Source organism: Peptoniphilus obesi ph1 (assembly GCF_000311865.1).
Lineage (GTDB): Bacteria > Bacillota > Clostridia > Tissierellales > Peptoniphilaceae > Peptoniphilus_E > Peptoniphilus_E obesi.
In genome coordinates this window covers 68876-81933 of sequence record NZ_HE978583.1, presented here as the reverse complement: position 1 = coordinate 81933, position 13058 = coordinate 68876, and the positions used below count along the sequence as shown (strand labels likewise).

8 protein-coding genes and 1 riboswitch are annotated in these 13058 nt (G+C 31.0%); of the genes, 4 read left to right on the top strand and 4 right to left on the bottom strand.

Annotated features, from left to right (window positions below):
* Positions 1 to 824 precede the first annotated feature (824 nt).
* The gene (locus HGPB_RS08085; protein ID WP_019133184.1) at positions 825 to 2132 is read left to right on the top strand and encodes a YjiH family protein; all 1308 of its coding nucleotides are present in this window, start codon (positions 825 to 827) and stop codon (positions 2130 to 2132) included.
* 923 nt (positions 2133 to 3055) lie between these two features.
* Here the strand turns inward: HGPB_RS08085 and HGPB_RS08080 are convergent.
* Complete coding sequence (locus tag HGPB_RS08080) at positions 3056 to 4387, bottom strand: S-layer homology domain-containing protein (RefSeq protein WP_019133183.1); 1332 nt, start codon at positions 4385 to 4387, stop codon at positions 3056 to 3058.
* A 122-nt stretch (positions 4388 to 4509) separates the two neighbouring features.
* Here HGPB_RS08080 and HGPB_RS08075 point away from each other — a divergent pair, with 122 nt between their 5' ends.
* Positions 4510 to 5502 carry an MBL fold metallo-hydrolase gene (locus HGPB_RS08075; protein ID WP_019133182.1) on the top strand — a complete coding sequence of 331 codons (993 nt, stop codon included), beginning with the start codon at positions 4510 to 4512 and terminating at the stop codon, positions 5500 to 5502.
* 22 nt (positions 5503 to 5524) lie between these two features.
* Positions 5525 to 6502 (top strand): phosphate acetyltransferase, encoded by a 978-nt coding sequence (pta, locus tag HGPB_RS08070; RefSeq protein WP_019133181.1) that lies wholly within the window; start codon positions 5525 to 5527, stop codon positions 6500 to 6502.
* Between the two features lie 75 nt (positions 6503 to 6577).
* Here the strand turns inward: pta and HGPB_RS08065 are convergent, their stop codons facing one another.
* The 3 genes from HGPB_RS08065 to HGPB_RS08055 form a co-directional block, all read right to left on the bottom strand.
* Positions 6578 to 7147: a hypothetical protein gene (locus HGPB_RS08065; RefSeq protein WP_019133180.1), complete on the bottom strand. Its 570-nt coding sequence runs from the start codon at positions 7145 to 7147 to the stop codon at positions 6578 to 6580.
* A 106-nt stretch (positions 7148 to 7253) separates the two neighbouring features.
* Positions 7254 to 7778: an energy-coupled thiamine transporter ThiT gene (thiT, locus tag HGPB_RS08060; RefSeq protein ID WP_019133179.1), complete on the bottom strand. Its 525-nt coding sequence runs from the start codon at positions 7776 to 7778 to the stop codon at positions 7254 to 7256.
* A gap of 30 nt (positions 7779 to 7808) precedes the next feature.
* Positions 7809 to 7903, bottom strand: a riboswitch (TPP riboswitch).
* On the bottom strand, positions 7901 to 10918 hold the full coding sequence (locus tag HGPB_RS08055; RefSeq protein ID WP_019133178.1) for an AAA family ATPase: 3018 nt from the start codon (positions 10916 to 10918) through the stop codon (positions 7901 to 7903). Its footprint overlaps the riboswitch before it by 3 nt.
* Before the next feature lie 711 nt (positions 10919 to 11629).
* Between HGPB_RS08055 and HGPB_RS08050 the strand changes: the two genes are divergently transcribed.
* Entirely contained in the window at positions 11630 to 12955 is a 1326-nt protein-coding gene (locus HGPB_RS08050) for a Na+/H+ antiporter family protein (RefSeq protein WP_019133177.1), read from the top strand.
* Positions 12956 to 13058: the final 103 nt, after the last annotated feature.

Here is a 13058-nt window from a genome sequence, read left to right as displayed (position 1 = left end):
TCAAACTGTTGGATTTCCTTAACGTATAATCAATTTTTTTCTTCTAATGTTAGCTGACGGCAATTCTTATCGTGAATAGTAATAAATAAGTTGGGGTAATAATCAAAAAGCAAAGACATCCGTTAAAAAAATTTTGTGTTTGAGCGAAGCGAGTTCGAAATTTTTAGGATGTCTGCTTTTTGTAATGTCTTGAAATATTTAATAAATTTAAATCATCTAATACACTTTAGAAACAGATGTGTAAAGCGTTAGGGATTACAGAGAGGGGTTAAGGGGAGAGATTAAAGGTGAAGCCCTAGCCAAAATCTTTGATTTTGTAGCAGGTCTCATATCAGGATAGTCCAAGCTTTGCTTGGAAACTATCTACGGTTCGAATCGCAACGCCCTTATCTCTCCCCTTTATAAAAGAATTGAATTAAATATCTTGTTTAGGAAATAAAAGTAATTGAATATAAAAACTTTAAAATTATAAAATTAGAAATTTATAATAAGCTTAGATTTAACAGATATGCTTATACATAAATAAATATGAAAAAGAGAGAAAATATCGGAACGTCCTAATTTTCCCTCCTAAATAAATTTATTTTTAGATAATGATAAAGCTGGGATTTGAACGGTATCTTTCGATATAAAAATGTAAAACTGAAACACAAAATAAATTTGCAAATAAAGAACAAATTGAAATATAAGAAATCAAAAATTAAAATTAAAAATATAATTAAAAAATTATTTACAAATTTTTTATAAAAATTTAACCCTCTTGGGTATCATTAAAAATATACAAATAAAAAAATATTAGTAAAAATATACTTGGGAGGAAATTTATGACTGAGAAAAAAGCTTGGACTCAATTTGTCGTATATAGCTTAATTGGTGCATTTATGTTTTTTGTGCCGATAAAAATTGCTGGAAGAAACAGTATCCCGATTGATCATTTGCTAACTTTAATATATAAGATTCCATTTTATAATCTTATATATCCTTTGGCTCTTGTTGTTATTGGGGTGGTCATGCCTTTTGTAACTAAGTCTTTTAAGAAATCAAAGGTTAAGACTTTTCTTGCTTTCTTAAATCTTATAGCTCTACCTTTTATTATCATGGGTGTGTTTAAGATTGGGCCTGCATCGATGTTAGAAGAGGATATGCTTCCTTTTATTATAAATAATGTCGTGCTTAATGTTTGTACTATTGTGCCTGTTGGTTCAATTTTTCTTGCTTTTATTACTTCTTACGGGCTTATGGAATTTATTGGTGTTTATATGAGACCGATTATGAGACCACTTTTTAATACTCCTGGTCGTTCTGCGATTGAGGCTGTAACTTCTTTTGTTGGATCTTATTCTATTGCTCTTATGATTACAAATAAGGTTTATACTCGTGGTTACTATACTGATAGAGAGGCTTGTATTATAGGGTCTGGTTTTGCGACTGTGTCTGCAACTTTTATGATTGTTATTGCTGATAATCTTGGGTTTTTACAAAGTCACTGGCTATTATATTTCTTTACAGCTTTTGCAATTACTTTTTTAGTTACTGCAATTACTGCTAGGATATATCCTCTTGCTTCTAAGCCTGATACTTTTTATGAAGGTCAAGAGGGAAAGAGAGAAAAGGAAGTCAAAAGTGATAAGTTTAAGGTTGCTAAGGAACTTGCAATTGAAAAATCAATGAATGCACCTGATCTTTTGGATAATATAAAGGATAATTTTGCTGATGGTATTAGGCTTGCTTTAAATATAGCTCCGTCTCTTATGGCGATTGGTACTCTCGGTCTTATTCTTGCGAGATTTACTCCATTTTTTGAATATACTGGCATAATATTCTACCCTTTTACAAAGCTTCTTGGTTTTGAGGATGCTATGCTGGTTTCAAAGTCTTTATCTATGTCTTTGATTGAGATGTTTTTGCCGGTAATTCCTATGGCTAATGCAGATTTTATTTCTAGGTTTGTCATTGGTATTGTTGTTGTTTCAGAAATATTATTTTTCTCAGCTTCAATTCCTGTTATTATGGCAACTAATATTCCTTTAACTTTTAAGGATTTTGTAATTATTTGGTATGAAAGAGTTTTGCTTACAATTATTATTGCGACTCCTTTATCATATTTTTATTTCAATGTCTTGGGACTTTAGTTTAAAAGGATTATTTTTTTCTTTTTTTATTTTTAGGTATATACTTGTTTTTCAATTTAAAAGTTGTTTTGTGTTTATATTTTACTTCTTTATATCGAAAGATATAGTTCAAATCACAATTTTTCTATAAATTTCAAATTTAAATTATTTAGGGGAGAAAATTAGGATGTTCCGATATTTTCTCTCTTTTTCTATATTTATTTATGTATAAACATATCTGTTAAATCTAAGTTTATTATAAATTTTTAATTTATATATTTTTTATTTTTATATTTCATAACATCATTTCACAGACAAAATATTTATTTCAAAATTTTCTTAAAGGGGAGAGATAAGGGCGTTGCGATTCGCCCTTTAATCTCTCCCCTTAACCCCTCTCGATAATCCCTAACGCTTTACTCATCTGTTTCTAAAATCTATTGGATGATTTAAGTTATTTATTATTTCAACATATTACAAAAAGCAGACATCCTAAAAATTTCGAACTCGCTTCGCTCAAACACAAAATTTTTTTAACGGATGTCTTTGCTTTTTGCTCATTCCTCCAACTGATTTATTACTATTCACGATTAAATAAGCCGTCAGACATTTATAGAAGAAAAAAATTGATTATACGTTAAGGAAATCCAACAGTTTGATAGGAAGTGTTTTGGATTTCTAGTATAATCAATTTTTTTCTACATGCAGAACTGTCAAGGTGTAAAAGGGAGGTCATAGGAGGGAAAAAGGACGCTCGGAACGTCCTAATTTTCCCTCCTAAATAAATTTATTTTCAGATGATGATAAAGTTGGGATTTAAACGATAGGTTTCGATAAAAAGAAGCAATGTAGAAATACCAAATAAAATTTGTAATTAAAAACTAACTTTGGACTTTAAGAAAAAAATAAAAAAAGAAGCTACTTTTCAGTAGCATCTTCATTCTTTAAATCTTATCCTTAAACACTGCCCTAACTTCTGTATCTTCTTTTATCAAGAAGATGAATGTTTCTGATAGGACTTCTTTTTTCTTTCCATTGATTAATAGGTAGTCTATTTCTTTTCCAAATGGTTCTTCTATTTGTATTTCGACTCTATCATTTTTCTTAAAGATGAATCCTTGTGGGGAGGATAGGTTTGAGCCTATTTTTAGGCTTAGATTTTTGTCTCCCAGGTAGTCGTCTTCGTCGAAGTTTATTGTTATTGTTTTGTCTTCGTTTCCTATGTGGATATAGCTTGATGTTTGTTTATTTGTTTTTGATCTTGCTTCTAGCAGGTAGTCGCCAGGGGCAAGTGGGTCGCCTGATTTAAAAGGCTTTTTGTTGATTGTGTATTCTGCTTCTAGGCTATTTCCTTTTGCATCAAAAGATTTTATATAGAGTCTTGCATCTGATGTTTGATAGACCAAAGATCTTTTTGCTTCTTCTATTTCTTCGATTGCTTTTTTTATTCTAAAGTTTATTTCTTCTTTATCTATATATTTGCTTGGATTTTCATTTAAATTATTGTTGTTTAAGATTTGTTTTCCAGCTAGAACTTTTGAGTTTAGTTCTATTATTGAGTCTGGGGAAAATCTTTTTGGATCTAGTTTTTCTGCTTCTTTTATTGCTTCTTCTAGGTCTTTTTTTAGTTTTTCGTATTCTTCATCTATTATTTTTTCTTTTTCCAGATTTTCCTTATAGGCTTTTGCATCCCTGCCGTATTTTTTTATGGATAGGCTTATTATTTTTGATGCTTCTGCTCTTGTCATGGTTTTATCTGGCTTAAATTCAAAGTCTGTAAATCCGCTTATTACTCCATCTTTTAGGAGGTTGCCGAGATAAATTTTTGATTTTTCATTTAAATTATCTGTGTCGGTAAAGTATGTATAATCTATGTTTTCTTTATTGAGTCCGTAGAGTGATCCCAAGATGTTTATAAATTCTAGTCTTGTTATATCTTGGTCTGTGAAGTCATCGGATCCTTCTATGTAGGCTGCTTTAGCTGCAATTTTTAATTCATCTAGGTACCAAAGGTCTTTTGGAAGATTTTTAAATGCTTCTTGATCTTTTTCTGTAAAGTGGAAGATCCTGTTTACGATTTTATAGATGTGTGATTTTTTTAAATTCTCATCTGGTCTAAAACTATCGTCTTGGTAGCCGTTGATTAATTGCATCTGGTCTATTTCTTTTATGTAGGGATTTGCCCAGTGATTGCTTATGTCTTTATAGTCTTTTGCAAATGCTAGACTTGGCAGGCTAGAAATAAGAAGACCCAAGACAAATACTTGCTTTTTCATTAAATCACCTCTTTATTAAATAATAAATGTTTTAATTTCACAATGCAAATGTATAAATATATAGAATAGTGCTTTTTTATATTTACCCAAATTTTGTTATACAATATGCTTAAGGAGGAATTATGAAAGAAATTTATGAACTTTATGATAATATTTACAGGGCGATAATCCCTCTTAGGGGAAATCCTTTGAAGTCTATTAATATTTTTATTATTAAGGACGGGGATGAGGCTATTGTTGTTGATACGGGTTTTAATACCGAAGAGGTTTTAGAATATACTAAAAATTATATAAATGAGCTTTCTTTAAATTTAAAGAAGACTAAACTTTTTATCACTCATCTTCATTCAGATCACTCTGGTCTTGCTGGATTTTTTGAAAGTAATGGGGCTGAGGTTATTATGCCGGAGCTTGATGGTCTGCTTATGGGTGATATGAGAAAGCGTGATGGAAAATATTGGAAGAGGATAAAAAATTTTTCTCATATTCAAGGACTTGGTGTAGATAATTTAGATATTAATGATCATCCTGGGTATAAATTTAGAACGAGAGAGGCTTTTAAGTATAGGCCTGTAAGACCTGGCGAGCATATAAAGATAGCTGACTATGATTTTGAGATTATTGACCTTTGCGGACATACTCCTGGTATGTGCGGTCTGTATGATAAGAAACATTCTATTTTATTTGGGGGCGACCATATTTTACATAAGATCACTTCAAATATTCAGTTTTGGGGTTTTCAATTTAAGGACCCACTTGGCAAGTATTTAAATAATGTCAAAAAGGTAAAGGATTTAAATATCAAACACTTGTATTCTTCTCACAGAGACCTTGTCTTGGATGTAAATAAGAGGTGTGATGAGATTTTTGCTCACCACTCAAAGAGATTAGATGAGGCTTATCATGCTCTTGATGATAGGCCACTAACTCCAAGGGATGTAACTATTAGGATGAAGTGGGATATAAGGGCCAAGGGTTGGGATGATTTTCCTGATTCACAAAAATGGTTTGCAGTTGGGGAAGCTCACGCTCACTTAGAACACTTAAGATATTTAGAAAAAATTTCTTATCTTGACAAAGATGGGGATGGGGTCTTACATTATTTTCAAAAATAAAATTTGTTAATAGGAGGAAAGTATGGATTTACTTAAAGTATTAAAAGAAAAGATTAAAGAAGAAAAACCTATTATAGTTTTTCCAGAAGGCGAAGATAAGAGAATTATGACTGCTGTTAAAAATTTGCAAGATGATGATCTTCTAAGACCTATAATTCTTGGAAAAAGAGAAGAAGTTCAAAAGACTGCTGATGAACTTGGCTATAATTTAGATGATTTTAATTTTATTGAACCTGCAAGTTATGAAGGTTTACCAGAATTAAAGGCTGCCCTATTAGAAAGAAGAAAGGGAAAACTTGATGACCAAGGTGCTGATAGGTTGATTATAGATCCAAACTATTTTGGAACTATGTTAGTTTATACAAATAAGGCTGATGGTATGGTTTCTGGTGCAATCCACACTACTGCTGAAACTGTAAGACCTGCTCTACAAATTATCAAGACTAAATCTGGTTATAGAAGAACTAGTGGTGCCTTCTTGATGCTAAGGGGAGAAGAAGTTTATTTGATGGCTGACTGTGCTATTAATATTGAACTTGACTCACAAGGTTTGGCTGAGGTTGCAGTTTTATCTAATGAAATGGCAAGAGAATTTGGCATTGATCCAAAGATTGCTCTTCTTTCATTCTCAAGTAAGGGATCTGCAAGCCACGAATTAGTTGATAAGGTAGCAGATGCTGTTACAATTGCAAAAAGGCTTGACCCAACTATGGTTGTTGATGGAGAATTACAATTTGATGCTGCTTTTGTTGAAGAAGTTGCAAAGATTAAGGCTCCTGGTTCACCAGTTGCTGGAAAAGCAAATGTATTTATTTTCCCATCAATTGATGCTGGAAATATTGGCTATAAATTAGCTCAAAGATTTGGTGGCTTTAGGGCAATTGGACCAATCCTACAAGGTTTAAATGCACCAGTTAATGACTTATCAAGAGGTTGTACTGCTGATGAAGCATATTATCTTGGACTAATAACTGCTGCTCAAACTATTAAAGAAAAATAATAGATTGATAAGATAAAAAAGTATAAAAAGAAAGATCGCTTTGACCGGCGATCTTTTTTAGTATAAGTATAAATTTTAATTTAGAGCACATTCAAAATTAAGTGCGTCTATAGTATTTTCTGTTGATTTTACAATAATCTTGCTATCTTCGCTTGGAAGTTTGCCTCTCTTTTGGTCTGGATAAAAGTATTTATCTGCTGTCACATTTTCATGACCTTGTAAGGCTTTCATAACTTCTTGTCTGCCGTGGACTTCACTTTCAATTTCTTCTCCATCGATTTCTGTTACAAATTTCATAGACTCAACAGAGTCGATACCCTCAACTTCATCACCAACATATACGACATGAGTTTCCATCTTGTAACTTGGCATATCATCTTGCATGCTAAGGTAACTATCAGAATCTTTTCCGTATTTAACTTCGATATCATCAAGATCTTCTTTTGTAAACTTTGAAATTCTCATAGTAATATTGTAATTATCAGTTTGACCTTCAAAAGTTATTGGATCTTGGTTTTCTTGATTTTCTTCGCTACTAGCAATATTATTTTCATTTATTTCATTATTTGCTTGGTTTTGATTTGTATTTTTATTACAAGATGTAAGTAAAAATAGGCAAAGTGCCATCAATAAAATTTTTTTCATATTTTCCACCTCTAAAACTATATTATCATAGTATCGCGATATAAAAAAGTAATTAAGGAAAACAAAAAGAAGGCTATATATTTTAGCCTTCCTTTTTAAATTAAGATTAATTTTTCTTAATTAGACCCTCTTTAATTACTTTTTGATAAAGAATTTCTATAACTATAACTGTTATAACTAATTCTACTAGCATATAAGAGTTATAAATTAAAGAATATAGCCATGGAGCTTGTCCTGGTGGAGCATATTCCCCAAACACTATCCATCCGCTTAGAAAGTGGCATAGGTATCTAAGTAGAACTGCAAGTGCTGTTCCAAATAGGGCATTTTTAAGATCTTTGTTAAAAAATCCTGCTACTCCAAGTAGTCCAAATGCAAGGATATAGTCAAGTAAGATTGATAGAGGATTAAGCATTGCTTCTCCACCTAGGGCAAATTGAAGTAGGCCATAGGTTGTGCAAGCCATTAATCCGTATTTTCCTCCCCAAACTAGACTAAAAAAAATAACAGGAACCATGCTTGCAGCTGTTACAGAACCACCTTGTGGCATTTGAAAAAATTTCACATATGACAGTATTTGTGACAGCGCAATCATAACTCCTGCTTGAGTTAAAGCTTTCGTTTTGTTCATTACATCACCTCATAGTAGGTGAGAAGACTTAAGAAATATTAAAATATTCGCTACGCCGGCATTATCCGGATCAGCTTAAGGGTCGAATTTTATTCCTCTCAGCGTCTGCTCCCCTGTATTTATTAAGCATTTAAGATGTTTAACTCATATACATCTATATGCTCATCTAAATATTCTATAGCCTTTTCTTTGTAATGTAAAGTTTCTTTTGTAAGTTTGTCTTTAAAGACTTCTTTTAGTTCTTTATTATTTTCTGCTTCTTTTGAAATTTGATAAAGGGCAAAGTTTACTACGCCAAGGTCTCTTGGATCGTGCATGGTTGAAGAGAATTTTTCGGCATAGTCTATATATTTTTTAGCTTCTTCATAATTTTTAAGTTTTATTTGGTTCAGTGCCATGTAAGAATCTAGCATGCTTCTTTTCCAGAAGGAGTCAAAGTCGCCGTATAGGCTGTAAGCAAGTTTGAATTCTTTTTCTGCTTCTTCAAATTGATCTGTTATATAGTAGGCTTTGCCTAGGTTTATATAAAAGATTGATAGGGCAGATAGGGCATTTTTATTTAAAGATAGCGATATTGCTTCTTTAAATTTTTCTATGGCGTCTTGATAGTCTCCTGATATTAGTCTTAGTTCTCCGATGTAGTTATAGGAAGCTGCTATATTTATTGAATATTTATTTGCAACTTCTTTTGTAACTTGCAAGGTGTTTATTGATTCTTTTAAGAGCTGCTCGGCAGTGTAGTAGTTGCCAGACATTATATTATAAAGTCCTTTTAGTCTTAACAAGATTCCGATTTCCTTGTGGTAATTACATTGGACTGCAAGGTTTAGGGCAAGTTCTATATATTCAATCATTTCCTTAGGTTTGTTTGTTTGAATATTATAGAAAATTATTTGCTTGTAGCCTTCTAAGACATAGTCTTTGTTTTCAATTTGGGTTGCCTTAGCTATTACATATCTTATATCTCTTAGGCCTTCTGTGTAGTTGCCATCTCTTATTAGATAGCGGCCTCTCATATAGTAAAATTCTATTTCAACCAGGATTAAATCTTCTTCTTTTTCAGTCTTAGATAATTTTTCTAGGTCTTCTAAAAGCTCAGAAAAGATTTGATTTATCCTATCTCTTGAAATATATATATTTTCCCCATCATCAAGATTTATCTCTTGGATTGTTAGGATTGGGAAAAGTTCATGAGAGAAGTTAAGATAGTAGTTTAAGGTGTCGATTTTATATTTTAAAGTTTTTAAAAGTTCTCCAGCCTTGTTGAAGTGGTAGATTAATTTAGAATATACATAAGGGCTAGGACTTTTATTTTCCAAAATTTCAGCTATTTTCTTGTGGACAATCTTCTTTTTGGAATCTGTTTGCACCATATAAATATATTCGCGAAGTTTAGAGTGAGTAAAGACTATTGATATATGGTCTGAGTGGTTTACTTCTCTTAAGATATTTCTCTTTTCAAGTTCTTCTATTAGGTTGATGATTGTTATTTCATCTTGACCAGTGATTCTACTGATTATATCTATATCAGCTTCGTCATAGAAATAACTTATTATATTTAAAATATCTAATTCTTCTTTTGATAAATATAAAAATCTAGATTTTATTGTATCCATCATTTTTTGACTCAGGATATCGATGCTAGAATCAGACTTAATAAGGTTTACATATTCTGATAAGAAGAATGGATTGCCTTCACTTTCTGCATAAATCTTATCTATTTTTTCTTGACTGAGTTCTTGATCTGGCAAGGCTCTTTCTAGGAAATTTTTTGAATCTTCTTGGTCAAATCTTTCCATATTTATTTCTATAAGCTTGTCATACCTAGATACGGAAGTAATCAAGTTTTCTAATTCTTCATTTTTTTGATTTCTTGCTGTTAGGATAAATAAGGCTTCGTCGCTAGTATGTAGCAAGACAGAAGTTAGTAGTCTTATAGAAATCCTGTCCATCCATTGAAGGTCTTCAAAGACTATAATTAATTTTTTCTTTGAATTTATTTTCTTTATAGTATCTATAAAGATTTGTGAAAGCATATCAAAGTTTAAAGATCCTTCTGATTCAACAATATCTGTCTCGACGCTATTGTTGTTCATGCTAGGGGATAGGCTAGCTAGTACATTTTTCCATAGACTTACTTCTTTTAGATTTTCATCTTTTAAAATTTGATCCAATCTTTCAGCTAAAACAGAAAATGGTCTCAAGACAAAGTTTTGCTCTGCTTGGTAGCAGAAGATGTTTATTACAAAGAAGTCGTTTTGTCTTTCTTTTAGGACCCTTTTTGTAAGATAAGATTTGCCAATTCCGGCTTCTCCTCTAATATATATTGATTTACTAGCTTGGTTATCTTTATATTTATCTAAAGCTTCATCTATTATAGATAGTTCTTTGTATCTTCCATAGAAGAAATTATCAGGAATTTTTTTCCTAGAATTAGTTAAGTTTATTAACTCGATAGATTCATCATAGATTTTTTTAGTTTCTGCATCAGGTGTTACCCCAAGTTCGTTATGAAGTAGTTTGGATAGGTCATAGTAAGTTTCTACAACTTTAGAGTTTCTTCCAGTCTTTTGATAATATTTCATAAGAAGTCTAAAGTTTTTTTCATCAAATTCATCTATTTGAACTAGGGTATTTATTCTTTGTTCTATATTTTTATAATTTCCTTCTTCAATATCGCTTTCGATTTTTAGATAAGATTGGGAAGTAAATTTATCTTGTAAAGAGTTTCTGTTATTTGTGATCCAGTATTCATAAGATTCTGCTTCTTTTAAGAAAAAACCTTTTAAAAAGTCTCCAGTGTAAAGGTCTAGGTTTTTCTTTGGATCTTCTAAAAATAAATTTACATCAGACTCAATATCTATATCTTCATTTAACATAAGAATGGATTTTTTTGGTGAAATAATAAAATCAGCATCCAGACATTTTTTTGCTTGGTATAGTGCATTTCTAAGATTTTTTTTAGCTATTCTTTCGTTTTCATCAGGCCATAAAAGACCAGCCATTTCATCTCTAGATACAACTTTATTAATTACAATATAGTAGATTAATGCATTTATTTTTGCATATGGGAAAAATACTTCTTCTCCATTTTTTAAAATTTGTGGAACTCCAAAAAGTTTTGCATAGATTTTATCCATGTTGAATTCCTTTCCAGAGATATAATATTTATCTAAGAACTTAAAAAACTCTTAATAATAAAAAAGATTAAGAAATATTTAAATCGTCCAAAGATAGCATCTCTTAACACCTATAAGTATAATTCAAGTCTATTTTAGTGTCAATTAAATAAGAAAATTTAGGGGAAATTTGAAAAAAATTGTAAAAATTTATGGACAAGATTTAGACTTTTGATTTTTATTTAAAAAAATTCTAAATTTTGTTTATTTTTAAATATTTTACTAAAAGTCAATTTTTCATTTGTTGAAAAAAGAATTATTAGTTTTATAAAAAATGGGAATATATGTAATGAGTAATAAAAAATTTCTTGCTTAAAAGCTTTAAACTAAGATTAAAAACTAATAATTTAAAGTTATTTTAAACTTAATTGTAGCTAATAGCAATGAAAAAATAATAAATAGATAAAAAGTAATTATAAATATTATTATAAAAAGTAATTTAATAACAAAAAGAAGCTTTTTACATTCTATGAAAGATATTGTAATTTTTGTATAGAAAAACGATTGCATATATATTATAATGAATTTAAAGAAAAGCTTGAAAGCCTTGAAATTAGTAGGCTGGTAGCAATTTATCATGCTAAAGAATTGCTTTTTTGCACTCTTACAATTTAAAGTTTTGATAATCAACAAGCGAGTCTTGTTTATTATATAAATTTAAGGAGGTATTTTATGTTATTATTCAATCCCGTAGTAATCGCGGTAGTAGTAATGTGTGTACTATGTTTGATAAAATTCAACGTTTTATTATCAATTATAGTTGCAGCTATTGTTGGTGGTTTATCAGCAGGTATGCCACTTTATGTAGAAGGAGCAGACAACAATATTATTGATGTTCTTATCTCAGGTATGGGCGGAAACTCAGCAACAGCTCTATCCTATATTTTATTAGGTGCTTTTGCTTTTGGTTTAGCGCAATCAGGACTTGGAACTATTTTATCTAGAAAACTTTCACAAGTTCTTTCTGGAAAGAAAATGTTCGTAATTTTCTCACTTGCATTCATAGCATGTTTTTCACAAAACTTAGTTCCTGTACATATTGCCTTTATTCCAATATTAATTCCACCTCTTCTTCCGTTGATGAACAAACTTAAAATCGATAGAAGAGCTGTAGCGTGTTCTTTAACATTTGGATTAAAAGCGCCATATGTAACAATTCCTGTAGGATTTGGTCTATTATTCCATCAAATATTAGTTGATAATATTAGCCAATTTGGTCTTGATATTACTGTAAAAGACACAAGATCAGTAATGTGGATCGCAGGACTTTCAATGCTTATTGGTCTTGTAGTTACTGTTTTAGTTCTTTATAGCAGACAAAGAGAATATGAAGACATTCCAGTACCAGGACAAGAAGAAAGCCAAGAAGAAGTAAAAATGACTTGGAGAGCATGGGGAGCTTTAATTGCTTGTCTTGTTACAGCAGTTGTTTCTATTATTACAAAATCTCTTCCATACGCAGCTATGGCAGGACTTGGAACTATGATCATTACTGGTTGTATCAAACTAAAAGACTTAGACGATGTAATGCATGGTGGTATTGACATGATGGGCTTTATAGCTTTCGTTATGTTAGTAGCAGCAGGATTTGGTAATGTTCTTACTACAAGTGGAGCAGTTGAAACTCTTGTTGAAAAAGCAAGTGTTTACATGCAAGGTTCAAAAGTATTTGCAGCATTCTTAATGCTACTTATCGGTTTAGTTATTACAATGGGTATAGGTACTTCATTTGGTACTATTCCAATTATTGCAGCAATCTATGTACCACTTTGCCAAAATATTGGATTTTCACCACAATCTATAATACTATTAATCGGTGTTGCAGCAGCTCTTGGTGATGCTGGATCTCCTGCATCTGACTCAACTCTTGGACCTACATCAGGTCTTAACGCAGACGGACAACACGATCACATTTGGGATACATGCGTTCCTACATTTATAGCATTCGATATATTCCTAATTATCGGTGGTGTTGTTGGATCAGCTATCTTAGGTTAATCCTAGATAAAAATTGTAAATTATTGTTTAAATATTAGAAAAGTTTTATTGTAATTCTTTAATTATGTGGTAGAATTATTAAGCTTAATTGTTAATGATGGGA

What these genes read in the sequence shown, in the direction of transcription:
- HGPB_RS08080 (WP_019133183.1), bottom strand. Translation starts at nt 4,387, where the DNA reads ATGAAAAAGCAAGTATTTGTCTTGGGTCTTCTTATTTCTAGCCTGCCA.
- HGPB_RS08075 (WP_019133182.1), top strand. Translation starts at nt 4,510, where the DNA reads ATGAAAGAAATTTATGAACTTTATGATAATATTTACAGGGCGATAATC.
- HGPB_RS08085 (WP_019133184.1), top strand. Translation starts at nt 825, where the DNA reads ATGACTGAGAAAAAAGCTTGGACTCAATTTGTCGTATATAGCTTAATT.
- thiT (WP_019133179.1), bottom strand. Translation starts at nt 7,778, where the DNA reads ATGAACAAAACGAAAGCTTTAACTCAAGCAGGAGTTATGATTGCGCTG.
- HGPB_RS08065 (WP_019133180.1), bottom strand. Translation starts at nt 7,147, where the DNA reads ATGAAAAAAATTTTATTGATGGCACTTTGCCTATTTTTACTTACATCT.
- pta (WP_019133181.1), top strand. Translation starts at nt 5,525, where the DNA reads ATGGATTTACTTAAAGTATTAAAAGAAAAGATTAAAGAAGAAAAACCT.
- HGPB_RS08050 (WP_019133177.1), top strand. Translation starts at nt 11,630, where the DNA reads ATGTTATTATTCAATCCCGTAGTAATCGCGGTAGTAGTAATGTGTGTA.
- HGPB_RS08055 (WP_019133178.1), bottom strand. Translation starts at nt 10,918, where the DNA reads ATGGATAAAATCTATGCAAAACTTTTTGGAGTTCCACAAATTTTAAAA.